This is a genomic window from Brevibacterium sp. LE-L (assembly GCF_050214925.1).
In the GTDB taxonomy this organism is placed as follows: domain Bacteria; phylum Actinomycetota; class Actinomycetes; order Actinomycetales; family Brevibacteriaceae; genus Brevibacterium.
The window spans coordinates 1,611,858-1,635,609 of the sequence record NZ_CP189759.1; the positions used below are offsets into that span (position 1 = coordinate 1,611,858).

The following is a 23,752-nucleotide window of genomic DNA, read 5'->3' on the forward strand; positions in this document are numbered from 1 at the left end:
ACTCCGAGGCACCGACCCGCGGCGGCCGGCTCACGGTCGGCCCGTCACCGACCCAGGTCGATGATCGTCATCCCCGCCGTCACCGCGGGGACGCTCATCGCCTCCATCGCCTCGGGTGCTTCATCGAGACCGATGACCTTCGTGACGAGCTCCTGCGGGCGCAGCCGACCCGCGACGACGAGTTCGACGAGTCCGGGGTAGTCGGCGGCGGCCATTCCGTGCGAACCGAGCACACTGAGCTCGAGCGCGATCACCCGCGGCACATCGATGACCGGCTCTTCGGGCAGCAGACCGATCTGCACATGCCGGCCCAGGGGTGCCAACGCCCCGATCGCCGCCCGGATCGTATCGGCCCGACCCAGCGCATCGACGGTCACATCCACTCCATCGGGGCAGTCGTCGCTGAACTGCGCGACCACCTCGGCGCTCAGCTCGTCCGGACTCAGCCCGGAGGCGTTGACGGTCCTGCCGGCACCGAGGGTCCGCGCGGACTCAAGGCTCGCCTCGGCGATGTCGATCGCCACGACCTGCGCGCCGAGAGCCCGGGCGATCATGATCGCCGACAGTCCGACTCCGCCGCAGCCGAACACGGCCACCGTCTCCCCGGCGCTCAGCTGTGCGCGTGCCCGCAGCCCGTGGAAAGCCGTGGCAAAGCGGCAGCCGAGACCGACGACAGCCGCGGCCGGGAGTTCCTCCGGCACGGCCACGAGGTTCGCATCGGCATGGTGGATGACGACCTGATCAGCCCATGAGCCGAAATGCGTGAAGCCCGGCTGCGTCTGCTCGGGGCAGACCTGTGCATTGCCGGAGAGGCACCAGCGGCAGGTCCCGCAGCCGCAGACGAACGGCACGGTCACGCGCTGACCGGTGCGGAATTCCTCCACGCCGACCCCCACCGAGGCGATCCGACCGACCAGCTCATGTCCGGGAACATGAGGCAGATCGATCGTCGCATCGTGGCCCGACCAGGCATGATGATCGCTGCGGCAGACCCCCGTGGCTTCGACGTCGATGACCACGCCCGCAGCGGGCGCGGTCGGAGCAGCGATGTCGCGCAGCTGAGGGCGGACGGAGAACTGATCGAAGACGATGGCGCGCATACTGCTGATCGTAGACGGCACGTTCGGCCCGGAATCATCGCGTCCGCGTTCTGGCGGACGTCAGCGCGGGTGGATGTCGGCGGCCGCCAGAGCCTCGAGCATCCGTGCCCGCAGAGCCTGCGCCCGGGCCGAGAACTCCTTCTGTCGGCGCATGTACTCGGCCTTGCCGGCAGCGGTCTCGATGGCGACGACACCGTACCCCCATCCGCGCAGGTCATAGGGGGAGGCCTCCATGTCGAGCGTGCGGATGTCGAGCGCGAGATCGAAGCAGTCGACGACGAGACCGGAATCAGCGATCGGCGAGATCTTCATCGCCCATTTGTACAGATCCATGCCGGCATGCAGGCAGCCGGGCTGCTCATCGGCGATCATGCCCTCCCGGCGCGGCTGCAGAGTGTTGAGCGGCCTCGCGGGCTCGGTGAAGAAGCGGAACGCATCATGATGCGAACACTGGATGCGGTGACTTTCGACGACAGTATCGGTCTCGGCCGGGCTCAGCCGCAGCGGCACCTGCTGATGCCGGCGCTGCTCGTCGGTCAGACGGTAGACCATCGCCCACTCATGGATGCCGAAACACCCGAAATTCGCTTCCCGATGGAGTGTCGACGACAGCAGAGAGGCGATGAACTTCGCCCCGTCCCCGCGGTCTGTGCGCCAGGACCCGAGGTCGACCTCGGCGAAATTCCGGTCCTCATCGATGCGATACCAACGACGGTCGAAATACCGATGATCGGCCGCCTCGGCGAGCTCGACGCGGACTCCCGGACCGGGATGCCACTTCTTCAGCTGCCCGACCTTGAACGGATAGTAGGTGAAGAGGAAATCCTCGACCGGGTGGGACTCCTGCCGCATCCGCCGCTCGATGTGCGCATCGGTGCGCTCGGCGATCCCGGCAGCGTGCGCATCGCGCAGCGGCCGCCAGATCGCGGCAGGCACGACACCCTCACCGAGGTTGCCCGACGCGGAGTCGGCGCGCTCGGTCGCGGACGGAGTCGACGAGAGTGCGGAAGTCACCGGTCCATTGTCCCAGACCGCGAGGCGGATGCAGATTCGACGGCGGCGATGCCGACAGTGGGCGAGATCGGATTCGCCTGCGGTTCAGCGTCCGGAGCGTTTCGTGCCTTTCGCCGCTGGAGCGCTCAACGGGTCCGCGGGCCACGGGTGCTTCGGGTATGCGCCCCTGTTCTCGGCCCTGACCTGGGCATACGCATTGGCCCAAAATGACGCGAGATCGCTGGTGACCGCCAAGGGGCGTCGGGCGGGGGAGAGCAGGTGCGCGGTGACGGCGACCCTGCCGTCGCAGATGCGGGGGATCTCGCTCCACCCGAAGCACTCTTGGAGCTTGACTGCGAGCACGGGGCCGGGGATCTGTTCCGGATCGACGAGATCGGGATCCGGGTAGTCCAGCCGAACCCGGGATCCGCTGGGCACCTCGAGGCGGCTCGGCACCAACTCCTCGAGGCGGGCCGCCTCCGGCCACGGCAGCAGCGTGCGCAGCGCGGATACGAGGTCGACCCGCGCAGGGTCGGCACCCTTCGCAACCCGGTCGAGAGCTTCGGGGCACCAGTGGTCAAGCGTGTCCGTGAGGTGCTGCCAGCTGACCTCGGGCCACGGCTCGCCGAACACCAGCCGCAGCATCCCGAGTCTGGCCCGCAGCGCTTCGAAGGCCTCCGAGGGGCGCAGCACCTCCCGTGCCCCACGCTCACGCACGGATTCGGCGATGGCGCGGCGGGCGAGTTCGGGACCGGCCTGAATCGGGGTGGCCGAGAGCTCGATCCCGCCGAGGCGGCTGCGCCGGATCGCTCGCACCTTGCCGCCCTCGAAGCTCGCTGTCTCCTCCGTGCGGAGCAGGCCGGCACCGGCGAGTTCGGCAGTGTCCTGGTCGATGGGCACCGCGGAGCGGATGATCGCCCGCGAACCGGCCAGCCCCACCTCGGCGATGGCCAGCCACGGACTGCCCTGCAGAGAGGAATCCCGCGGCAGGTTCGCCGCGGTTCCCGACGCCAGCAGATAGTCGGAGTCCGAACCGCTGCGCAGCCGGGCGATCTGCGGCGGGAAGGACAGAGCGGTGATGAGCCCGAGATCGTCCGTGCCGAGGCGGCCGAGTCTGTCGAGCGCGGCGTCGTCGGGCGCTTCGGGTCCGCCGTCGCCGAACTGCCGGGCCATGCCGGTGAAGCGCTTCCGGTCCTGGACGAAGCGGGAATCCTTGCTGCTGCGGAGCTGTCGCAGCAGTGCTGAGAGGTCGGCTCCGGGAGCGCGCTGGTCGGATTCGATGACGGCGATCGCCTCAGCTGCGAGCGCGGGGGTGAGCAGCGCCGTGCCGTCGAGGAGGCCGCGTGCCGACCACACCGAGGCGGGAATCGCCGCAATCGCCCGCCCGGTCTCGGTGACGTGGAGCCCGGAGATCGGGAGGTCGGGTGCACCGCCTGACCCGTCCGTCGTGTCACTGACATCGACAGCGCCGATCGCCACGAGGTTGTCGATCGCCTGCCGCTTCGGTCCGGCCGGCAGCGGTTCGGGCAGCAGCGTCTCATCCCCACCCCACACCGCCAGGGCCAAGACCGCTGCGGTGAGGTCCGAGGTCGCAACCTCGGGCGGAGTGTGCTCGGGCAGGCTCGCCCAATCGGCCTCGGACAGGCAGCGATAGGCCACACCGGGCCCCTGTCTCGCGGCGCGACCGGAACGCTGAGTGCCCGAGGCCTTCGACTCGCGCATCGTCACCAGGCCGGACATGCGCCGACGTGTATCCAATCGCGGCCCGCGTGCGAGCCCGGAATCGACGACGATCCGCACACCCGGAACCGTCAGCGCCGATTCGGCGACCGAGGTCGAGACGATGACGCGACGGGAAGACTGCGACTCATGAGGGCGGAGGATCGCGTCCTGTTCCTTCGCCGGCGTCCGGCCGGTGAGCGTGTGCACCTCGACCGGCGCGGCGGGTTCCGTCCCGGACGACGCAGACTCGGACGAGGCTGACTCCAAACGCCGCCGCACCCGCACAGCCACTTCGTCGACCTCACGGGCACCGGGTGCGAAGACGAGCACATCACCGGACCCGTTCTCTTCGATCGCCCGCAGCGTCGTCGCCGCCAGGTGATCCAGGAAATCTCGGGTCACACCCCTGGCGTCGAGGGGCCGCTCCTTCGCCGGTGCCCACCGGATCTCCAGAGGATGGACGTCCGCGGCCACCGACAGCAGCGTCGCCGGCGACTGCAGACCCTCACCGAGGCGTGCAGCCCACAGTCGGGCATCGAGAGTCGCCGACATGACGACCACGGACAGGTCCTCGCGCAGATCCACCAGCTCCCGACACATCGCGAACATCAGATCGGTGTCCAACTGCCGCTCGTGCACCTCGTCGAGGATCACCCCCGACACCCCGGCCAGCTCCGGATCCCGCAGCATCCTGGCCATGAGCACACCGGTGGTGACGAACTCGATGCGTGTGCGCGCTGAGGTCCGCGAATCACCGCGGACCGTGAACCCCACCACCTCGCCGAGGCGGGTCCCCGTCAATGCGGCCAGTCGCCTGGCCGCCGCGCGGGCAGCCATCCGCCGCGGCTGGGTGACGATGATCCGCCCCGGTGCGGCGTCTGCACCGCCAGCAGCGGTCGCACCGGCCGCCAGGGCCAGGCGCTCGGCAATCATCGGCGGCACCACGGTGGTCTTACCGGTGCCGGGAGGAGCCTCGATGACCAATCGCGGGGGACCGGCCGCCTCGGCGAGGTGGAGCTCCTCGATGAGCGCGGCTGCGGGCAGGCCCGCACCGATGCGGGCGAGATCGAAGCTGTGCGGGGCGGACGGATCGGGCATGACACCAGTCTCTCAGCCGCGCGGCCCCACCCGCGCACTCAGCCCCACCCGCGCACGCGGCTGCGCGGCGCTCCTGGACGGGAGCCGACCAGTCATCCGGACGCATCCGGCCCACCGGCTCACGGACCGACAACGACCCGTGCGCGGAAGCGGCCCGTCACTGACTAGACTGGGGCACATGCGTATCGCCAGATTTGTGCATCAGGACGAACCCAAATACGGAGTCGTCGAGGGAGACGTGCCGCCGATCACCGACGGCAGCTGGGACACCTCGGGACTCGAACTCGCCGTCCTCGACTCGGACCCGTTCTTCTCACCGGCCCAATCGACGGGGGAGAGGCTGAAGCTCGACGATGTGCGTCTGGTCAGCCCCATCCTGCCGCGCTCGAAGGTCATCGGCGTCGGCCGCAACTTCGCCGACCACGCCGCCGAACTCGGCAACGAAGTGCCCGTATCACCGCTGACCTTCTTCAAACCCAACACCGCGGTCATCGGTCCCGGCGACCCCATCCGACTGCCGGCCATCAGCGAATACGTCTCCTATGAGGCCGAACTCGCGGTCATCATCGGCCGCGTCGCCAAGGGTGTGAAGGCCGAGAACGCCCTCGACCACGTCCTCGGCTACACAGCCGGCAACGACGTCACCCTGCGCGACATCCAGAAGGCCGACAAGCAGTGGTCGCGAGCGAAGGGCTTCGACACCTCCTGCCCGCTGGGTCCGTGGATCGAAACCGCACTCGACATCGACGATCTGAACATCCGCTCCTGGGTCGACGGAGACAAGAAGCAGGACGGCACCACCGCCGACTTCATCTTCGACATCCCGACTCTCATCGAACACCTGTCGGAGACGATCACCCTGCTGCCCGGCGATGTCATCCTCACCGGAACACCGGCCGGAGTCGGCCAGATCGTGTCCGGCAACCGCGTCGACATCGCCATCGAGGGACTCGGCGTCCTGTCGAACCCCGTCATGGACGCCTGAACCGCGCCACCGCGCACCGACTCACACACCACCGACTCACACCCGAGAAGAACACGCAAAGGACAATCGTGAGCGTCACAGTTCGTTTCTGCCCATCACCCACCGGCACTCCGCACGTCGGCATGGTCCGCACAGCCCTGTTCAACTGGGCTTACGCCAAGCACACCGGCGGCAAGTTCGTCTTCCGCATCGAGGACACCGACTCCGCCCGTGACTCTGAGGAGAGCTTCGGCCAGGTCGTCGAGGCCCTCAAATGGCTGGGCCTGGACTGGGACGAAGGCATCGAGGTCGGCGGCGTCAACGGACCCTACCGCCAATCGCAGCGCGGTGAGATCTACGCCGATGTCATCGCCAAGCTCAAGGCCGGCGGCCACATCTACGAGTCCTACTCGACGAACGAGGAGGTCGAAGCCCGGCACAGAGCCGCCGGGCGTGACCCGAAGCTCGGCTACGACGGCTTCGACCGGGACCTGACCGACGAGCAGAAGGCCGCCTTCCGCTCCGAAGGCCGCGAGCCGGTGTGGCGCGTGCGCATGCCCGATGAAGACATCACCTTCACCGACCTCGTCCGCGGCGAAATCACCTTCAAGGCCGGCACCGTGCCCGACTTCGTCGTCGTCCGCGCCACCGGGCAGCCGCTGTACACCCTGGTCAACCCCGTCGACGATGCACTCATGGGCGTGACTCATGTGCTCCGCGGCGAGGACATCCTGTCCTCGACCCCGCGCCAGATCGCGCTCTACGAACACCTCAAGGCGATCGGAATCGCCGAGGCGACCCCCGAGTTCGGCCACCTGCCCTACGTCATGGGCGAAGGCAACAAGAAGCTGTCCAAACGCGACCCGGAATCGAACCTGTTCCTCCACCGCGACAACGGCTTCATCCCCGAAGGCCTCATCAACTACCTCGCGCTGCTCGGCTGGTCGATCGGGCCCGACCGCGACATCTTCAGCGTCAAGGAATTCACCGAAGCCTTCGACATCCACGATGTCCTGCCCAACCCGGCCCGCTTCGACGTGAAGAAGGCCACCGCCATCAACGCCGACCACATCCGCATGCTCGAGACGGATGACTTCCGTGATCGACTGGTGCCCTACCTCCAGGCCGCCGAGGTGCTGCCGGAGACGCCGACGGAGGCTCAGCTGGCGATCCTCGACCAGGCGGCACCGCTCGTACAGACCCGGATGAAGCTGCTCGGCGAAGCCCCGGACCTGCTTGCGTTCCTCTTCACTCCCGACGCGGATCTCGTCATGGCCGAAGACGGGCTGAAGACGCTCAAAGACTCTGCTCCCGAAGTGCTCGCCGCCTCGCTCTCGGTCCTCGAAGGACTCGAGGAATGGACGACGGAGAAGCTCGAGGAAGTGCTCTCGGCGAAGCTCGTCGACGAGATGGAGATCAAACCGCGCCTGGCCTACGGTCCGCTGCGCGTGGCCGTGTCCGGCCGCAAGGTCTCCCCGCCGCTGTTCGAGTCGATGGAGATCCTCGGCAAGGACTCCTCGCTCACCCGCCTCAAGGCGCTGGCCGCACAGCTGTGACCATGGTCGAACAGACGAACTGGACCCGCGGGGGACTGCACTTCTCCGATATCGTCATCGACGCGCCCTTCGACCATTTCGGACGGTCGGACGATGGACCGGGGACGGCCGCCTCGGTGGGTGCCACCTCGGGCGGGATGACCTCGCCGCCGGTCAACCTGCCGCAGACGCTGACCGTGTTCGCACGGATCATCGCGACCGAGCCGGCGAGCACCAAGCCCTACCTCGTCTTTCTGCAGGGCGGACCCGGCGTCGAGGCCCCGCGGCCGGTGACACCGGTGAGCCCCGGCAGCTGGGTGGCCCGAGCGCTCGAGGAATTCCAGGTCGTCATGCTCGACCAGCGGGGGACCGGCCGGTCGAACCCGATCGGTTCGGTCGACGGGACGATCACCGGGTTGGAGTCCGTCGGAGATGACCCGGCCGCGATCGCCGAGGCGCTCTCGTACTTCCGAGCCGACTCGATCGTCGAGGATGCAGAGATCCTGCGCGGCCACCTCGGCGTGGAATCCTGGTCGCTGCTCGGCCAGTCCTTTGGGGGTTTCACCACCCTGCGGTACGTCTCAGCGCATGCGTCTTCGCTCGACGAAGTGTACTTCACGGGCGGTCTGCCGGCGATCGGCCTCGACCCGGCCGCCGTGTACGGGCGGACGTGGGAAGGCATGATCGGCAAGTCTGAGCAGCACTATCGGACCTTCCCCGGCGACCGGGAGAAGATGCGTCGTCTGGTTGATCTCGCGTCGGCCGGCGAGGGCATCGCCCTGCCCGGAGGAGCACGCGCGACGCCCGAGCGGATCCGTCTGCTCGGGCACTTCCTCGGAGCCTCCGACGGACCGGAGAAGCTGCACTATCTGCTCGACCTTGATCCCGCCTCGGCGGCGTTCCGGCACGATCTGGCCGCGTCCCTGCCGTTCTCGGGACGCAACCCGCTCTACGCGGTCATCCACGAATCGTGTTGGGCCGACGGCACGGTGACGAACTGGGCCGCGCGACGGGCGATGCCCGACGCCGTCGCCGAGGATCCCACTCTGCTGGCCGGCGAACATGCCGGGCCCGAATCCCTCCACGAGGATCCCGAGCTCGCGCCGTTCGCCGAGGTGGCCGACCTCGTTGCCGTTCGTCAGTGGCCGAGGCTCTACGACGTCGATGCGCTGCGGGCCGCCGAAGTCCGCGGTGCTGCGGCGGTGTACTACGAGGACGCCTACGTGCCCGTGGAGCACTCGCTGGCCACTGCCGAGCACCTTTCCGGGGTGCAGGCGTGGGTGACGAACGAGTACGAGCACAACGGGCTGCGAGCCGACGGCTACCGAGTCCTCGACCGGCTCATCGGGCTCGCCCGCGGGTGAGGCCGGCGTGTTAAGAAGCTCACACCGAAAAGGAGCCCCGGAAATTTGTCGTGAGGCGGGGTGCTTGTGTAGAGTTATATCTCGTTGCTCAGGGAAAATCCCCACGGGGATGACCTTGAAAAACATTGGGCTATGGTGTAATTGGCAGCACGAGTGATTCTGGTTCATTTAGTCTAGGTTCAAGTCCTGGTAGCCCAGCGGACATCATCCGGAGGAGTCTCCAGGTGAGTGGTCTGAGCCCCCGTCGTCTAGTGGCCTAGGACGCCGCCCTCTCAAGGCGGTAACGGCAGTTCGAATCTGCTCGGGGGTACGGTTGAGCCCCGCATCGAAGTTTCGGTGCGGGGCTCACTCTAATTCACGGGGCCTGAGCTCGGCAGGATCGCCGGCCTCCCCCGGGGCGGCGATCTGCCCGAGCCGCGGCGGCGGACTCAGCGGGAGACGGAGTCGGCGATCTTCTTCGTGTTCTCGGCCGTCTTGATGTTCGACACGATGAGCTCGAGCACGAGACGCACGCCGATGACCCACAGCGCCGGAATGATCCAGCCGAAGACGATCGAGAGGATCAGCGGCAGGACGTTGAAGCTCGGGCCGTCGTTGAAGTAGCTCGCCGTCGTACCGGCGACGACTCCAGCGCTGATGCCGGCGACGATGGTGCCGAGGTACGAAAGCGCGGCGACGATCATCGCGATGATGTAGATGAAGCCCGCCCACTTCACCGCAATGAAGTTGTCGAAGCGGATGTCGAACAGCGACTTGAAGAATCCGGCCTGAGCGGGTGCCTGCTGCGGGGCCTGCCCGTACGCGGGCTGACCGTAGACCGGCTGACCATACGCCTGCTGGTCGTAGGCCTGCTGGCCCGCGCCCTGCTGATAGGCGCCGGGCTGTGAGTAGGAGCCCTGCTGATACGACGGAGACTGGTAGGCGTTGGGATCATACGTTCCCTGCTGGTAGGCGGCCTGCTGGGCCTGGCCCTGTCCCTGATCGCCGGCGCCTGCGCCCTGGCTCTCGGGAAGCTGTTCATTGGGGGTGGGCTGCCCCTCGGGAAGCGGTTCATTCGGATTGGGCTGACCGCTGTTCGGGTCGTTCGGGTTCGGCTGGCCGGTGTTCGGGTCGTTCGGATTCTGAGGAGTCGACATGTTCGTCCCTTTCGCGAATGGAGAGCGGTCCGTCCGGATTGCACTCCCTGGCTATCTGCCTGTAGTCGCAACCTATCAGGGCACCCTTTCAGAGGGAACGTCGTCCGTCATGTTGACAGAGACAGGAGAAACGACGATTCAGACGGCATCCTCCGGAGCGGAGTCCGCACTCGCCGACGAGCACTCCGGACTCGCCGACGAGGATCCCGCGCGGGGCCGCAGACCGATGCTCCACTCGACGGCGAGCTCGTCTCCGGGTGCGACGACGTCGAAGTCCTCGCCTGGAATTCCGGCGGCGAATGCGTTCGGCGGACAGGTCATCGGCTCGATCGCGATCGCCCGCCGGGCCAGATCCGCGCCGAGTCCATCACCGGTGCACACCTGCCAGGTGCGGAAACCGGGCCCCATCCCGATGATGACCTCGCGATCGTCGGCGCCCTTGAGCCGGGCGCGTGACCATGCATCGTCCCCGCGCCGAGGCGAACCGAAGGCATCATCGAGCACCGTGTGGCCGATCGTGCGCAGCGCCCGGAAGTCCTTGCACACGATGCACGCTGACTCATCGGCTGCATGGTCGGCCGGGACCACCGTGCCGTCGTCGAAAGGACGGACGTCGGTCGGGATGAGTCGTTCATCGGTCTCGAACCAGGTCGTGGCGGGAACGACCAGCTGGGCGTCGTCGACTGCGCCGTCAGAGGAGTCCGAGCCGGGGCCGCCGGAGGAGCCCGAGCCCTTGCCGCCGGGGGAGTGAGTGCCGGGACCGTCGGAGGAGTGCGAGCCGGGAGAGATCCACGGGTGGAAACCGAAACCGAACGGAGCCCGACCCGACCCTGTGTTGAGGGCACGGGCGCGGACGCTCAGCCCCTCCTCGGCGAGCTCGTAGACGATGCGGAGTGCGAAGGCGAACGGGTAACCCTCCGCAGGCTCCAGTGCGTAGTCGAGGCTGACGGTGGACTCGGACCGCTGCGTCACCGTCCACTCGACGTCGGCGACGAGACCATGCAGAGCGGTATCGTTGCCGGGCTCGGTGATCGGAAGCTGATGATTTCGCCCGTCGAAATCGAAGCGCCCACCGGCGATCCGGTTCGGCCACGGCGCGAGCACGGCACCGTCGAAGGCCGCCATCGGCACCACGATCGGGCGATCGCCGACGGTGAAGCTGAGCAGGGCCGCACCGATGGGGGAGACGACTGCCGTGGACTCGCTGCAGACGAGTTCGATGCTGGTGGTCATAGGTCTCCGGAGTCGGCGATGGAGGTGGGAGGATTCGTTGCCGATATTCTACGCTGTCCGCCGTCGCCGCGGCGGGCTGATGTTAGCATTATGATCGAAAATGATAACTTTTGGGAGGTCTGATGCCAGCGTCGCATCGCCGGACGAATCTGTCCGATGGTCGTGAGGTCCTGTTCTTCCAGGACCCCGACTCACCAGCACCGACGATCGCCGCGGACCCCCGTCCCGACGAATCCCGGCCGGCCAGCGGCGCCCTGCGCTTCGATGTGCTCACCGGCGAATGGGTGGCCGTGGCCACGCACCGGCAGTCGCGCACGCACCTGCCGGCCGCCGCCGACTGCCCGCTGTGCCCGTCGACGACCGATCGGCCCACCGAAGTCCCGGCCGAGGACTTCGACGTCGTCGTCTTCGAGAATCGGTTCCCCTCGCTGGGACCCGACCTCGGCGAGGTCGCGCCCGTGACGACCGTCGACGAGGCCCTCGCCGAGGCGGCACCCAGTTCTGGTGACACCGCCACCGGGGCCGACGCAGCCGCCGTCGAATCCGTGAGAGCCGCACTGTCGGCGCCCGGGTACGGCCGCTGCGAAGTCGTCGTGTTCTCCTCCGAACACAACGGCTCCTTCGCCGAGCTCGGCACCGCCCGCGCTCGCACCGTCATCGACGCCTGGGCGCATCGGACAGCCGAACTGTCGGCCCTGCCGGGCATCGAGCAGGTCTTCATGTTCGAGAACCGGGGCGAGGAGATCGGGGTGACGATGAACCACCCGCACGGTCAGATCTATGCTTACCCGTATGTCACTCCGCACACGGCGATCACCTCGGCCCGGGCGCAGCAGCATCTGCGGGCGAGCGGCCGGGCGCTGATGGGAGACGTGCTGGCCTTCGAACGCGAGTCGGGGGAGCGGATGGTCCTCGAATCCGAACACTTCTCCGCTTTCGTGCCCTTCGCCGCCCGCTGGCCGATCGAAGTCCATATCGTCCCTCACCGGCAGGTGGGCAGCCTCGACGAACTCGATGAGGTCGAACGCGACGATCTGGCTCGAACCTACCCCGAAGTGCTGCGGCGCATCGACGGCCTCTATCCGACGCCCACCCCCTATATCGCGGCCTGGCATCAGGCGCCGGTCAACAGCGAGGATCGCGACGCCGAATGGCTCCACCTCGAGATCACGAGCCCGCGGAGAGCCGAAGCCAAACTCAAGTTCCTCGCCGGCTCCGAAACGGCCATGGGTGCCTTCGTCGGCGACGTCTCGGCCGAAGAGACCGCGGCACGGCTGCGTGCCGTGCCGAGTGCGGACACCGATGCGACCGGCACGGTCGACGACTCGAACGAAGGCAGAAGCCGATGAGCAGCGCAGCAGCACCGACCCCCGAGAGCCTTTCGACGGAGTTCGAGACCCTCTTCGGATATGCGCCGCTCGGCTGCTACCGCGCGCCCGGACGCGTGAACTTCATCGGCGAGCACACGGACTACAACAATGGCTTCGTGCTGCCCATCGCCATCGACAGGGCCGTGTACGTGGCCATCGGACGGCGTCCGGCGCACAACACCGAAGAAACCGACGACGGCGCACTCGGGCGAAACCACGCGAACGACACGGGCAGAGGAAGTGCACAGCCGCCTCGGTGCGGGGAGAGCATTCGCATCATCTCCGACCACCGCGACGAATCGGGCGAACGCGTCAGCGGACAGTTCACGGTTGCAGAGCTGACCCCCGGAACGCTGCCCGGCTGGCTCAGCCACCCGGCCGGCGTCGTCGACGAAATCGCCAAGACGACCGGCACGATGGTCGGCGGAGTCGACCTCTACATCGAGTCGACCGTCCCCGTCGGTGCGGGACTGTCGTCATCGCACGCCCTCGAAGTGGCGGTGCTCATCGCCCTCGACGAGGTCTTTGGGCTCGGGCTCGACGACCGGGAGAAGGTGCTGCTGACCCAGCGGGCCGAGAACGACTTCGTCGGCGCACCGACAGGAATCGTCGACCAGGCCGCGTCGATCATGACCGAGGCCGGACATGCGCTGTTCCTCGACTGCCGCGACCTCAGCGCCCGCCAGATCCCCTTCGACCTCGACGCCGAAGGGCTCAGACTGCTCGTCATCGACACCCACGTCTCCCACTCGCACAGCGAAAGCGGATACGGGGCCCGGAGGAAGACCTGCGAGGACGTCGCCGCACTCTGCGGCGTCGAGAGCCCGCGGGAACTCGCCGACGATGTCGACCTCACCGGTTTCACCGAGGAGCAGCGCAAGCGGGTGCGCCACGTCCTCGCCGAGAACGCTCGCGTCCGCGCCACCGTCGAACTCCTCACAGACAGCAGATCGTCGACAGACGCCGACCATGACGCTCGCATCCAGGCGATCGGCGATCTGCTGGTGGCCTCTCACGAGTCCCTGGCCCATGACTACGAGGTCTCATGCGTCGAGCTCGACGCCGCCGTGACGGCAGCGCTGGGAGCCGGGGCGATCGGGGCGCGGATGATCGGCGGCGGTTTCGGCGGATCGGCGATTGCGCTCATCGACGCTGCTGAAGTCGACGCTGTCGGGCAGGCCGTGACCGCGGCCTTCGCCGAACTCGGATACCGGGCACCGGACATCTTCGCCGTCAGCGCGGGACGAGGAGCCGGACGGTTCGAGTGACCAGGCAGCCGGACTGCCCCCATGAACCAGCAGTGAAACCGACGGACCGGCAGGCGTGATGCCTGCCGGTCCGTCGGTTTCGTCACCGGATGCGCGTGAGGAGCGCCCTCATCGCGGCTGGGCCCTGAACTGCACCAGCTGCAAACTGCAGTGTCAGTCGTTGTCCGGGGCCGCCTCGGTGCCGGTGACGTCATCGGTGGTCTTGACGATCCGGATCGGTCGCACCTTGGCCCAGGCGAGGAAGAGGACGGCCGCGATGATGAGGCCGATTCCGGTCCACAGGTTCGCGTCGATGCCTCCCGTCCGCTCCGCCTCATCGGGAGTGAAGTCGACGATGCCGGCGATCGTGAGGACGATCCCGAAGATCCCCAGCAGCACGCCGATGAAATTGCGGATGTCGAAGGCGCCCGCGGTCTTGGTCAGTTCGTTCGAATTGCTCATTGGATTCACTGGCTCCTTCACCCGAAGGTCACGTTGAGGATGATGACGAGGACGAGCGCGGCTCCGGCCACCGGGACCGGACGCTTCCACACCGGCGGCTTCGGCTCGTTGAAGTCCTCGAAGTCGGCCTTCGGAGTCTCGGAGTAGACGAGTCCGCGCAACTCGTGGGCAGGCTTCGGTGCCGTCCGGAAGGTGACGATCACCGAGAGGAGGATGTCGACGACGAAGGCCGTGCTGGCGGCGAGGAACGCCGCGCCCTGGCCCGGCAGGTCGAAGACCCCGGTCTCGCTGAGGATGAAGACCGCGACGGCCGAGAGCGTACCGCCGACCAGACCGACCCAGCCGGCGGCTGCGGACATCCGCTTCCAGAACATACCGAGGATGAACGTGGCGAACAGCGGCGCGTTGAAGAAGCCGAACAGCGTCTGCAGGTAGTCCATGAGGTTGGAGAAGTTGCCGGCGATGAGCGCGGTGAAGATCGCGACGATGCAGGCGCCGATCGTGGCGAAGCGGCCGACCTTGAGGTAGTAGTCGTCCTCGCGGTCCTTGACCACGTACTGCTGCCACAGGTCGTAGCTGAAGACGGTGTTGAACGCGGAGATGTTCGCGGCCATTCCGGCCATGAATGCGGCGAGGAGACCGGCGATCGCGACGCCCAGCAGGCCGTTGGGTAGCACCTCGCGCATGAGCAGCAGGAGCGCATCGTTGTAGGTCACTCCCGTCTCGGCGGCGGCGCTGGCCTCGCCGACCGAGGCGGAGATCTCCTTGAACTTCGACAGCTGGGTGACGAGGACGGCGGCGATCATGCCGGGGATGACGACGATGAAGGGGATGAGCATCTTCGGGAATGCACCGAGGATCGGTGTCATCCGCGCGGCATTGATGCTCTTCGAGGCCATGGCCCGCTGGACTTCGACGAAGTTCGTCGTCCAGTAGCCGAACGAGAGGACGAAGCCGAGACCGAAGACGATGCCGACGACCGAGAGCACAGGGTTGGCGAAACCGGAGAGCTGCTCACCGGGCCAGCTGTTCAGCTGCTCGGCACCGAGCATGCCGTCGTTGCTCACCTTCTCCACGAGGCCGTCCCAGCCGCCGACCCGGTTCAGCCCGATGATCGTCAGCGGCAGAAGGGCTGCGACGATGACGAAGAACTGGAGCACCTCGTTGTAGATCGCTGCGGTCAGTCCGCCGAGGGTGATGTAGGACAGGACGATGACCGCGGCGACGACGAGGGCGATCCACAGCGGCCACCCGAGCAGACGGTTGACGATCGTGCCGAGCAGGAAGAGGTTGACGCCGGCGATGAGGATCTGCGCGACCGCGAACGACAGCGCATTGACCAGGTGAGCACCGGGACCGAAGCGCTTGCGCATGAACTCCGGTACGGACCTGACCTTCGACCCGTAATAGAAGGGCATCATGACGACGCCGAGGAAGAGCATCGCCGGCACCGCTCCGATCCAGAAGTAGTGCATCGTCGGCATGCCGTACTGAGCGCCGGTGGCCGACATGCCCATGATCTCCACGGCACCGAGGTTGGCCGAGACGAACGCGAGAGCCGTGACCCACGCCGGAAGGCTCCGGCCCGAGAGGAGGAACTCGATGCTCGAGGAGATCCCGCGTTTGGCGAACCACCCGATTCCGAGGACGAAGATGAAGTAGATCGCAATCAGCAGATAGTCGATCCACTGTGCGTCCAAGCGGATTGCTTCCAAGGTTCCTCCAACAGCGTCGGTGAATGGTCGTCTGTGGTCTGAGCCACCCAAACCGACACTTTAGAGGATTGTGAGCTTGATCGCTAGTGATCGAACCTGAACAGTTTTGATCGCTTGTCCGGGGGTGTGTCGAGCCCGGGGTCGACGGAGGCGTCGACAGTGGGTCGGAGGGTCACGCAACTTCGACGTCGACGCCTGCAGACCGCAGCGCCTCGAGCGGAGTCTTCTCGCTCTTGCCGTCGGTGATGAGGTGGTCGATCTCGTCGGTGGGCACAGTGAGCACCGACGAGCGCAGGCCGATCTTCGTGTGATCGACGAGGGCGATGACGCGAGTGGCGCCGGCGGCCATGGCGCGATCCGTGTCGGCGACGGGGAAGGCGGGAGTCGAGAGGCCGAAGTCCGCGGCCAGCCCATTGCCGGAGAGGAACACGGTGTCGGCGCGCAGTCCGAGCAGCTGCGAGACCGTCCCGCCGCCGACGAAGGCCCGGATCGAGTGGCGGAGGATTCCGCCGACGACGATGACCTCGTTGTCGGGAGAGGAGACCATGGCCTCGGCGACGAGGAGCGAGTTCGTCACGACTCGCAGTCCTGAGCGACCGATGAGCTCCTTGGCCAGCAGTTCGGTCGTCGTGCCGGGGCCGAGTGCCACGACGTCGCCGTTGCGCACATACGCCGCCGCGGCCCTGGCGATTGCGGTCTTCTCTGCCAGCGCCTGCTCGAGCTTCTCCGCATAGCTCGACTCGCGGGCACTCGATACCAGCACGGCGCCGCCATGCGTGCGGATGAGCCGCCCCTCATCGGCGAGCTGGTCGAGGTCGCGCCGGATGGTCACGGCCGAGGTGTCGAGCTTCTCCGAGAGCGAGGAGATCGATACGGCTCCATCGCGTTCGATCGTGTCGACGATGATGTTGCGTCTCTGAGCGGCGATCATGGGGCCATAGTACAGACCGCGGGCCCGGAGGAGAGTTCCTCCGGGCCCGCGGTCGGGTGCGGCTTCGGGAGCGTGGCTAGCCGCGCACGAGTGCTTCGGTCAGCGTCCTCGCGGCGTCGATGACGGACTTCGCGTGCAGGCGACCCGGCTGCCGGGTGAGTCGGTCGACGGGTCCGGAGATCGAGACGGCCGCGACCACGCGACTGCTCGGCCCGCGCACGGGGGCCGACACCGAGGCGACACCGCGCTCGCGTTCAGCGATCGACTGCGCCCATCCTCGGCGACGGACGCCGGAGAGCATGGTCGCGGAGAACCGGGCCCCGCGCAGCCCGGTGTGCAGACGGTCGGGCTCCTCCCAGGCCAGCAGCACCTGGGCGGCGGAACCGGCGCGCATCGACAGGGTCGCCCCGATCGGCACGGAGTCGCGCAGGCCCACGGGGCGTTCGGCCGCGGCCACGCACAGACGCAGATCGCCCTGACGGCGGAAGAGCTGGGCGGACTCACCGGTCTGATCGCGCAGCTGCCCGAGCACGGGACCGGCCGCGGCCAGCAGGCGATCCTCGCCGGCGGCCGAGGACAGCTCGGCCAGGCGCGGACCGAGGACGAAGCGCCCCTGCAGGTCACGACCGACGATGCGGTGGAATTCGAGGGCAACAGCCAGGCGGTGGGCAGTGGGGCGTGCCAGTCCGGTCAGCGTCACCAATTCGGCGAGAGAGGCGGGTCCGGCCTCAAGTGCGGAGAGAACCATTGCGGCCTTGTCGATGACCCCGACGCCGCTACCATTGCTTGTCATAGACACCATTGTGCGCGTCTCAGTGGGCGAGATGCAAGTTCGCATTGCGATACGGGCGAGTAGATTTCCCTTACGCACTCACTCCAGTGCAGACAACCCAGTTCATCGACGCGCCGACCCTCGTCGCGTCAGATCTACATCGGGTGCAGGGAACCCCTGCACCGGCGGGAGGAACCATGCCACGCACATTGGCCGAGAAGGTCTGGGCCGATCACGTCGTCTCACTTGGTGTTGACGGTGCGCCGGACCTTATCTACATCGACCTCCACCTCGTCCACGAGGTCACCAGCCCGCAGGCCTTCGATGGACTCCGACTCGCCGGGCGCCCCGTGCGCCGCCCCGACCTCACGATCGCCACCGAGGACCACAACACACCGACCTGGGACATCGACAAGCCGATCGCCGAACCCACCTCGGCCACGCAGATCAACACCCTGCGCAAGAACGCCGAAGAGTTCGGGATCCGCCTGCACAGCCTCGGCGACGCCGACCAGGGCATCGTCCACGTGGTCGGACCGCAGCTGGGCTTGACCCAGCCGGGCACGACCGTCGTCTGCGGCGACTCGCACACCTCCACCCACGGTGCTTTCGGGGCTCTGGCCTTCGGCATCGGCACCTCCGAGGTCGAGCATGTGCTCGCCACTCAGACGCTGAGTCTCAAACCGTTCAAGACGATGTCGATCACCGTCGACGGTGACCTGCCCGAAGGCTCGAGCGCCAAGGACATCATCCTCGCCATCATCGCGAAGATCGGCACCGGCGGCGGACAGGGCTACGTCCTCGAATACCGCGGCTCGGCGATCCGTCAGCTGTCGATGGAAGCGCGCATGACGATCTGCAATATGTCGATCGAAGCCGGCGCCCGCGCCGGAATGGTCGCCCCCGACGAGACGACCTTCGACTACGTCAAGGGCCGCCCGCATGCCCCCGAAGGCGAAGACTGGGACGCCGCAGTCGAATACTGGAAGACCCTCTACACCGATGAAGGCGCCGAATTCGACGCCGAGGTCGTCCTCAAGGCCGAAGACATCGAACCCTTCGTCACCTGGGGCACGAACCCCGGGCAGGGCCTGCCGCTGTCGGCCTCGGTGCCCAGCCCCGATGACTTCACCGACGAGAACGACAAGACCGCCGCGGCCAACGCCCTGGCCTACATGGGGCTGACCCCGGGCACCCCACTGCGCGAGATCGCCGTGGACACCGTCTTCCTCGGCTCCTGCACGAACTCCCGGATCGAGGACCTGCGGGCCGCTGCCGAGATCGTCCGCAGCCGGAAGAAAGCCGAGAACGTCCGCTTCATGGTCGTGCCCGGCTCGGCGAAGGTCCGCCTCCAGGCCGAGGAGGAAGGCCTGGACAGGATCTTCAAGGACTTCGGCGGCGAATGGCGCTTCGCCGGCTGCTCGATGTGCCTGGGCATGAACCCCGACCAGCTCGCCGAAGGCGAACGCTGCGCCTCGACATCGAACCGCAACTTCGAAGGCCGCCAGGGCAAGGGCGGACGCACCCACCTCGTCTCACCGCTCGTGGCTGCGGCCACCGCGGTGCGCGGCACCCTGTCCTCGCCCGGCGACGTCGCCGACCTGCCGCGGGACGCCGAACCCGTGGAATGGGCCGACGAACGACTCAGCCTGTCCCTGACCCCGATCTCGGCGAACGACTGAAGAAGGAAGACGAGCCATGGAAGCTTTCAGCACCCACACCGGCGTCGGCGTTCCTCTGCGCCGATCCAACATCGACACCGACCAGATCATCCCCGCGAAGTTCCTCAAGCGGGTCACCCGCACCGGCTTCGAAGACGCTCTGTTCTACCGGTGGCGGACCAGTGACGACTTCGTCCTCAATGACCCGGACTTCTCGGCCGGCTCCGTGCTCGTGGCTGGCCCCGACTTCGGCACCGGGTCCTCACGCGAACACGCCGTCTGGGCGCTCAAGGATTACGGCTTCCGAGTCGTGCTGTCCTCGCGCTTCGGCGACATCTTCCGCGGCAACTCCGGCAAGGAGGGCCTGCTGGCCGCGCAGCTCGAACAGCACGACATCGAGCTGATCTGGAAGATCCTCGAAAACCAGCCGGGTACTTCCATCACCGTCGATCTCGAGGAGAAGACAGTGACCTGCGATTCGGTCACCGTGCCCTTCCAGATCGACGACTACACGCGCTGGCGCCTGCTCGAAGGCCACGACGACATCAGCCTCACCCTGGCCAAGGAAGAGGACATCGTCGCCTACGAATCCTCCCGGTTCGCATTCAAGCCCAAGACCCTGCCCGCCAAGGTCTGACCCTCGCCGAGGCGGCCGACTCCGGCTCGGGTCGGCCCCGCCTCGGCGAGTCGGTGGGAACCCGATGCCTGCGATAGTCTAGGACGGTGCCCCGGCCAACGTTCGGGCACCGTCTCCGGGCGTCACCATGCCCGGATCCGATCATCGGAATCAGGGAGGAACATGCTCGAAGTACGTGGGGGAAACCCGCTGGACGGCACCGTCAGAGTCCGCGGCGCCAAGAACCTGGTGCCCAAGGCGATGGTCGCCTCCCTGCTGGGAGAGACCCCATCCGTGCTCCGCGGTGTGCCCCAGATCCGCGACGTCGAAATCGTCACCGGACTCCTCGAGCTCCACGGGGTGCGTGTGAGCTCGGCCCCCGACGGAGACCAGCCCGACGGTGAACTCCACCTCGACCCGGCCGACGTCGCGCAGGGCTCGATCGTCGACATCGACGCTCACGCCGGCTCCTCGCGCATCCCGATCCTCTTCTGCGGACCGCTGCTGCACAGTCTCGGGCAGGCCTTCATCCCCGACCTCGGCGGCTGCCATATCGGGGACCGGCCCATCAACTTCCACCTCGACGTCCTCCGCCAGTTCGGTGCCGAGGTCGACAAGACTCCCGGCGGCATCATGCTCAAGGCGACCAGCTGCCTGCAGGGAACGAAGGTCGAACTGCCCTACCCCTCGGTCGGCGCCACCGAACAGGTGCTGCTGACGGCCGTGCGTGCCGAAGGCGTGACCGAGCTGCGCAATGCCGCGATCGAACCCGAGATCATGGACCTCATTGCGCTGCTGCAGAAGATGGGTGCGATCATCACCGTCGACACCGACCGGGTCGTGCGCATCGAAGGCGTGGAGTCGCTGCGCGGCTTCATCCACCGTGCCCTGCCCGATCGCAATGAGACCGCCTCCTGGGCCTCGGCCGCCCTGGCCACCGGGGGAGACATCTTCGTCGCCGGAGCCAGCCAGCCCGAGCTCATCACCTTCCTCAACATCTTCCGCAAGATCGGCGGCGAGTTCGAGGTCCAGGAATCGGGGATCCGTTTCCGCCATCCCGGCGGCAAACTCAAATCCTTCGCCCTCGAAACCGACGTCCACCCCGGCTTCATGACCGACTGGCAGCAGCCGCTCGTCGTCGCAATGACCCAGGCCGAGGGACTGTCGATCATTCACGAAACCGTGTATGAGAACCGCTTCGGCTTCACCGAGGCCCTGCGCGATATGGGGGCACAGATCCAGCTCTACCGCGAATGCCTCGGCGGCACCCCCTGCCGCTTCGGCCGCCGCAACTACCAGCATTCGGCCGTGGTCTCCGGCCCCACCGACCTCAAGGGCACCCGCATCGACGTACCGGACCTGCGCGGCGGATTCAGCCACCTCATCGCCGCTCTGGCCGCCCAGGGCGCGAGCGAAGTCCACGGCATCGAACTCATCAACCGCGGATACGAGAACTTCCTCGACAAGCTCGTCGGACTCGGCGCCGAGGTGTCCGCATGAGCGCGGTCACCGAACCGGACTCGAACAACCACGACCTGGTCTCCTTCGACCCCGCCTCGGTGCGGTCTCAGAACCGGGCGGGCACCGTGGCCGCGACCGCGGCCTTCGGGCTCATGCGCACAGCCACGAAGATGAGCGTGCGCGGCATCGAACACCTGCCGCCGAAGGGCACCGGAATCATCGTCGCGGCCTACCACGCGAACCACCTCGACCCGATCCTCGTCGGCCTCGCCCTCAAACGCAACGGTCGGATGCCGCACTTCCTCGCGAAGTCCACCCTGTTCTCCGGGGCACTCGGCCTCATCCTCAAGACGATCGGACAGATCCCCGTGCTGCGGTCATCGGCTTCGGCGGGAGACTCCCTCGAATACGCGAAAGACGCCCTGGCCCACGGGCAGACCGTCGTCATCTACCCCGAAGGCACGCTGACGAAGGACCCCGAGCTCTGGCCCCAGCATTTCAAGACCGGCACCGCCCGGCTCGCGCTCGAGACCGGAGCCCCGATCATCCCCGCCGCCCACTGGGGACTGAACACGATCTTCCCGCGCGGCCAGAAGAAGCTGCGCTTCAAACCCTTCAGCAATGAGTCGACGGTCGTCTTCGGACCGCCCGTCGACTACTCGGACCTGTGGGTCCACCGTGCCGAGAAGGCGACGATGGGGAAGCTGTCCAAACGGCTGAAGGACACCATCGCACGGATGGTCGCCGAACTGTCCGAACGTGCACTGCCGCAGCGATTCGAAGAGAAGGAGACGGGCGAATGAGTGTGGACAAGATCGCGGTCCTCGGAGCCGGATCGTGGGGGACGACCTATGCCGCGGTCATCGCCGACGCCGGGTTCCCCGTCACCCTGTGGGCCCGCCGCGCCGAGGTCGCCGAGGAGATCAACACCTCACACACGAACGACCGCTACCTCGGCGAGCGCATCCTGCCCGCGGGTCTGTCCGCGACCGCTGATGACATCGCCGCCGTCACCGACGCCGAGGTCATCGTGCTCGCCGTTCCCGCCCAGACTCTGCGACAGAACCTCTCCCGGTGGAAGCCGCACCTGCGTCCCGGGGTCAAGCTCGTGAGCCTGATGAAGGGCATCGAGGTCGACACCGGCAAACGCATGTCCGAAGTCATCGCCGAGGTCGCCGAGGTGGACGAGAACCAGATCGCCGTCGTCTCGGGCCCGAACCTCGCCCGTGAGATCGCGGACCGGCAGCCGACCGCCACCGTCGTGGCATCGGCCGATATCACCACCGCCGAGGTGGTCGCGGAGATCAGCGCGAACGCGTACTTCCGTCCGTACACGAACACCGACGTCGTCGGCGTGGAGGTCGGCGGTGCAATCAAGAACATCATCGCCCTGTCCGTGGGCATCGCCGACGGGCAGAAGCTCGGCGACAACTCGAAGGCCTCGATCATCACCCGCGGACTCGCCGAGACCTCCCGACTGGCCGCGGCCATGGGCGCGGAAGCGCACACCCTGTCCGGGCTGGCCGGGCTCGGCGACCTCGTCGCCACCTGCGCCTCACCCTTGTCGCGCAACCGCACCTTCGGGCGCCACCTCGGTGAGGGGATGAGCCTCGAGGACGTCATCGCCCACACCTCGCAGACGGCCGAAGGCGTGAAGTCGGCCCCGGCCGTGCTCGCCCTGGGCCGCCGCTTCGACGTCGACCTGCCCATCACCGAGGCGGTGTGCGCGGTGCTCGCCGGCAAGCTGCGGGTTGACGAACTCGCCGGTTTGCTGTTGTCTCGGAAGCGTAAGCACGAAGGACCCCCGGCCTAAGGAGCATCATGAGTGCGAACTCACCGTTCTACAATCTTCCCGAACTCCCGACCTTCACGCTGACCAGCACTGACATCGAGGACGGCGGGGTGCTCACCGGCCCCCAGCTCTCCGGTGCCATGGGTGTTCCCGGCGGCGAGGACGTCTCCCCGCAGCTGTCCTGGTCCGGCTTCCCGGCCGAGACCAAGGCCTTCGCCGTGACCTGCTTCGACCCCGATGCCCCGACCGGATCGGGATTCTGGCACTGGGTCGTCACCGACCTCGACGCCACGACGACGAGCCTGCCCGCCAACGCCGGTGACCCGGCCGCAGACCTGCTGCCCGGTGGTGCCGTGACGCTGCGCAACGACGCCGGAGAGCCGCGCTTCGTCGGTGCCGCCCCTCCGGAAGGCCACGGCCCGCACCGCTACTTCTTCATCGTCACGGCCCTGGCCGAACCGCTGGGCATCGACGAATCCGCCTCACCTGCCTTCGCCGGTTTCAACATGTTCTTCAAGGGCATCGGCCGCGCGTGGCTGGAATGCACCTTCGAGGCCAAGTGAGCTAGAGTCTTTCAGTC

Annotated in this window: 20 protein-coding genes and 2 tRNA genes; 13 read left to right on the forward strand and 9 right to left on the reverse strand. The window is 67.2% G+C overall.

All coding sequences use genetic code 11. The annotated features are described in order from the left end of the window. Positions 1-44: 44 nt before the first annotated feature. From ACQE2J_RS07235 to hrpB, 3 genes are all read right to left on the reverse strand, one after another. Entirely contained in the window at positions 45-1,100 is a 1,056-nt protein-coding gene (locus tag ACQE2J_RS07235) for a zinc-binding dehydrogenase (RefSeq protein ID WP_135539533.1), read from the reverse strand. 60 nt (positions 1,101-1,160) lie between these two features. After that, on the reverse strand, positions 1,161-2,114 hold the full coding sequence (locus tag ACQE2J_RS07240) for a 3-methyladenine DNA glycosylase (protein WP_346763084.1): 954 nt from the start codon (positions 2,112-2,114) through the stop codon (positions 1,161-1,163). Between the two features lie 84 nt (positions 2,115-2,198). After that, positions 2,199-4,913 carry an ATP-dependent helicase HrpB gene (gene hrpB, locus ACQE2J_RS07245; RefSeq protein ID WP_426937373.1) on the reverse strand — a complete coding sequence of 905 codons (2,715 nt, stop codon included), beginning with the start codon at positions 4,911-4,913 and terminating at the stop codon, positions 2,199-2,201. Between the two features lie 178 nt (positions 4,914-5,091). On the opposite strand from hrpB, the gene ACQE2J_RS07250 reads away from it, so the two are divergent. The 5 genes from ACQE2J_RS07250 to ACQE2J_RS07270 all read left to right on the forward strand — a co-directional run bounded on the left by ACQE2J_RS07250 (position 5,092) and on the right by ACQE2J_RS07270 (position 9,086). Then, on the forward strand, positions 5,092-5,898 hold the full coding sequence (locus ACQE2J_RS07250) for a fumarylacetoacetate hydrolase family protein (protein ID WP_426937374.1): 807 nt from the start codon (positions 5,092-5,094) through the stop codon (positions 5,896-5,898). Between the two features lie 122 nt (positions 5,899-6,020). Beyond that, complete coding sequence (gltX, locus tag ACQE2J_RS07255) at positions 6,021-7,433, forward strand: glutamate--tRNA ligase (RefSeq protein WP_426937499.1); 1,413 nt, start codon at positions 6,021-6,023, stop codon at positions 7,431-7,433. 2 nt (positions 7,434-7,435) lie between these two features. Next, a complete protein-coding gene (locus ACQE2J_RS07260) occupies positions 7,436-8,776 on the forward strand; it encodes an alpha/beta fold hydrolase (protein WP_426937375.1) in 1,341 nt (446 codons plus the stop codon). 126 nt (positions 8,777-8,902) lie between these two features. After that, positions 8,903-8,974 (forward strand) — tRNA-Gln (locus ACQE2J_RS07265). A 39-nt stretch (positions 8,975-9,013) separates the two neighbouring features. Further along, positions 9,014-9,086, forward strand: a tRNA-Glu gene (locus tag ACQE2J_RS07270). Positions 9,087-9,204: 118 nt separating this feature from the next. Here the strand turns inward: ACQE2J_RS07270 and ACQE2J_RS07275 are convergent. Continuing rightward, positions 9,205-9,912: a DUF4282 domain-containing protein gene (locus tag ACQE2J_RS07275; RefSeq protein WP_426937376.1), complete on the reverse strand. Its 708-nt coding sequence runs from the start codon at positions 9,910-9,912 to the stop codon at positions 9,205-9,207. Positions 9,913-10,050: 138 nt separating this feature from the next. Then, positions 10,051-11,145 carry an aldose 1-epimerase family protein gene (locus ACQE2J_RS07280; RefSeq protein ID WP_426937377.1) on the reverse strand — a complete coding sequence of 365 codons (1,095 nt, stop codon included), beginning with the start codon at positions 11,143-11,145 and terminating at the stop codon, positions 10,051-10,053. Between the two features lie 122 nt (positions 11,146-11,267). On the opposite strand from ACQE2J_RS07280, the gene galT reads away from it, so the two are divergent. Both galT and galK read left to right on the forward strand, forming a co-directional pair. Continuing rightward, positions 11,268-12,494 (forward strand): galactose-1-phosphate uridylyltransferase, encoded by a 1,227-nt coding sequence (gene galT / locus ACQE2J_RS07285; RefSeq protein WP_426937378.1) that lies wholly within the window; start codon positions 11,268-11,270, stop codon positions 12,492-12,494. Then, entirely contained in the window at positions 12,491-13,783 is a 1,293-nt protein-coding gene (galK, locus tag ACQE2J_RS07290; RefSeq protein WP_426937379.1) for a galactokinase, read from the forward strand. The genes galT and galK overlap by 4 nt, the downstream gene beginning before the upstream one ends. Before the next feature lie 153 nt (positions 13,784-13,936). Here galK and ACQE2J_RS07295 read toward each other — a convergent pair whose 3' ends face one another. The 4 genes from ACQE2J_RS07295 to ACQE2J_RS07310 form a co-directional block, all read right to left on the reverse strand. Beyond that, positions 13,937-14,224, reverse strand: a complete 288-nt coding sequence (locus ACQE2J_RS07295) for a hypothetical protein (protein WP_426937380.1) — start codon at positions 14,222-14,224, stop codon at positions 13,937-13,939. Positions 14,225-14,241: 17 nt separating this feature from the next. Next, entirely contained in the window at positions 14,242-15,939 is a 1,698-nt protein-coding gene (locus ACQE2J_RS07300; RefSeq protein ID WP_426937381.1) for a sodium:solute symporter family protein, read from the reverse strand. Between the two features lie 172 nt (positions 15,940-16,111). Continuing rightward, a complete protein-coding gene (locus tag ACQE2J_RS07305) occupies positions 16,112-16,870 on the reverse strand; it encodes a DeoR/GlpR family DNA-binding transcription regulator (RefSeq protein WP_426937382.1) in 759 nt (252 codons plus the stop codon). A 76-nt stretch (positions 16,871-16,946) separates the two neighbouring features. Beyond that, on the reverse strand, positions 16,947-17,663 hold the full coding sequence (locus ACQE2J_RS07310) for an IclR family transcriptional regulator (protein ID WP_426937383.1): 717 nt from the start codon (positions 17,661-17,663) through the stop codon (positions 16,947-16,949). A gap of 176 nt (positions 17,664-17,839) precedes the next feature. Here ACQE2J_RS07310 and leuC point away from each other — a divergent pair, with 176 nt between their 5' ends. The 6 genes from leuC (at position 17,840) to ACQE2J_RS07340 (ending at position 23,735) form a co-directional block, all read left to right on the forward strand. After that, complete coding sequence (gene leuC / locus ACQE2J_RS07315; protein WP_425118821.1) at positions 17,840-19,324, forward strand: 3-isopropylmalate dehydratase large subunit; 1,485 nt, start codon at positions 17,840-17,842, stop codon at positions 19,322-19,324. Positions 19,325-19,340: 16 nt separating this feature from the next. Then, positions 19,341-19,940 carry a 3-isopropylmalate dehydratase small subunit gene (gene leuD, locus ACQE2J_RS07320; protein WP_135539506.1) on the forward strand — a complete coding sequence of 200 codons (600 nt, stop codon included), beginning with the start codon at positions 19,341-19,343 and terminating at the stop codon, positions 19,938-19,940. Positions 19,941-20,102: 162 nt separating this feature from the next. Then, positions 20,103-21,419, forward strand: coding sequence for a UDP-N-acetylglucosamine 1-carboxyvinyltransferase (gene murA / locus ACQE2J_RS07325; protein WP_425118820.1), 1,317 nt, complete (start codon positions 20,103-20,105; stop codon positions 21,417-21,419). Further along, positions 21,416-22,183, forward strand: a complete 768-nt coding sequence (locus ACQE2J_RS07330; protein WP_425118818.1) for a lysophospholipid acyltransferase family protein — start codon at positions 21,416-21,418, stop codon at positions 22,181-22,183. Before murA ends, ACQE2J_RS07330 begins: the two co-directional genes overlap by 4 nt. After that, a complete protein-coding gene (locus ACQE2J_RS07335) occupies positions 22,180-23,193 on the forward strand; it encodes an NAD(P)H-dependent glycerol-3-phosphate dehydrogenase (protein WP_425118817.1) in 1,014 nt (337 codons plus the stop codon). Before ACQE2J_RS07330 ends, ACQE2J_RS07335 begins: the two co-directional genes overlap by 4 nt. An 8-nt stretch (positions 23,194-23,201) precedes the next feature. Next, positions 23,202-23,735, forward strand: a complete 534-nt coding sequence (locus ACQE2J_RS07340) for a YbhB/YbcL family Raf kinase inhibitor-like protein (protein ID WP_135539498.1) — start codon at positions 23,202-23,204, stop codon at positions 23,733-23,735. Positions 23,736-23,752: the final 17 nt, after the last annotated feature.

What these genes read in the sequence shown, in the direction of transcription:
- ACQE2J_RS07235 (WP_135539533.1), bottom strand. Translation starts at nt 1,100, where the DNA reads ATGCGCGCCATCGTCTTCGATCAGTTCTCCGTCCGCCCTCAGCTGCGC.
- hrpB (WP_426937373.1), bottom strand. Translation starts at nt 4,913, where the DNA reads ATGCCCGATCCGTCCGCCCCGCACAGCTTCGATCTCGCCCGCATCGGT.
- ACQE2J_RS07250 (WP_426937374.1), top strand. Translation starts at nt 5,092, where the DNA reads ATGCGTATCGCCAGATTTGTGCATCAGGACGAACCCAAATACGGAGTC.
- gltX (WP_426937499.1), top strand. Translation starts at nt 6,021, where the DNA reads ATGGTCCGCACAGCCCTGTTCAACTGGGCTTACGCCAAGCACACCGGC.
- ACQE2J_RS07260 (WP_426937375.1), top strand. Translation starts at nt 7,436, where the DNA reads ATGGTCGAACAGACGAACTGGACCCGCGGGGGACTGCACTTCTCCGAT.
- ACQE2J_RS07275 (WP_426937376.1), bottom strand. Translation starts at nt 9,912, where the DNA reads ATGTCGACTCCTCAGAATCCGAACGACCCGAACACCGGCCAGCCGAAC.
- ACQE2J_RS07280 (WP_426937377.1), bottom strand. Translation starts at nt 11,145, where the DNA reads ATGACCACCAGCATCGAACTCGTCTGCAGCGAGTCCACGGCAGTCGTC.
- galT (WP_426937378.1), top strand. Translation starts at nt 11,268, where the DNA reads ATGCCAGCGTCGCATCGCCGGACGAATCTGTCCGATGGTCGTGAGGTC.
- galK (WP_426937379.1), top strand. Translation starts at nt 12,491, where the DNA reads ATGAGCAGCGCAGCAGCACCGACCCCCGAGAGCCTTTCGACGGAGTTC.
- ACQE2J_RS07295 (WP_426937380.1), bottom strand. Translation starts at nt 14,224, where the DNA reads ATGAGCAATTCGAACGAACTGACCAAGACCGCGGGCGCCTTCGACATC.
- ACQE2J_RS07305 (WP_426937382.1), bottom strand. Translation starts at nt 16,870, where the DNA reads ATGATCGCCGCTCAGAGACGCAACATCATCGTCGACACGATCGAACGC.
- ACQE2J_RS07310 (WP_426937383.1), bottom strand. Translation starts at nt 17,663, where the DNA reads ATGACAAGCAATGGTAGCGGCGTCGGGGTCATCGACAAGGCCGCAATG.
- leuC (WP_425118821.1), top strand. Translation starts at nt 17,840, where the DNA reads ATGCCACGCACATTGGCCGAGAAGGTCTGGGCCGATCACGTCGTCTCA.
- leuD (WP_135539506.1), top strand. Translation starts at nt 19,341, where the DNA reads ATGGAAGCTTTCAGCACCCACACCGGCGTCGGCGTTCCTCTGCGCCGA.
- murA (WP_425118820.1), top strand. Translation starts at nt 20,103, where the DNA reads ATGCTCGAAGTACGTGGGGGAAACCCGCTGGACGGCACCGTCAGAGTC.
- ACQE2J_RS07330 (WP_425118818.1), top strand. Translation starts at nt 21,416, where the DNA reads ATGAGCGCGGTCACCGAACCGGACTCGAACAACCACGACCTGGTCTCC.
- ACQE2J_RS07335 (WP_425118817.1), top strand. Translation starts at nt 22,180, where the DNA reads ATGAGTGTGGACAAGATCGCGGTCCTCGGAGCCGGATCGTGGGGGACG.
- ACQE2J_RS07340 (WP_135539498.1), top strand. Translation starts at nt 23,202, where the DNA reads ATGAGTGCGAACTCACCGTTCTACAATCTTCCCGAACTCCCGACCTTC.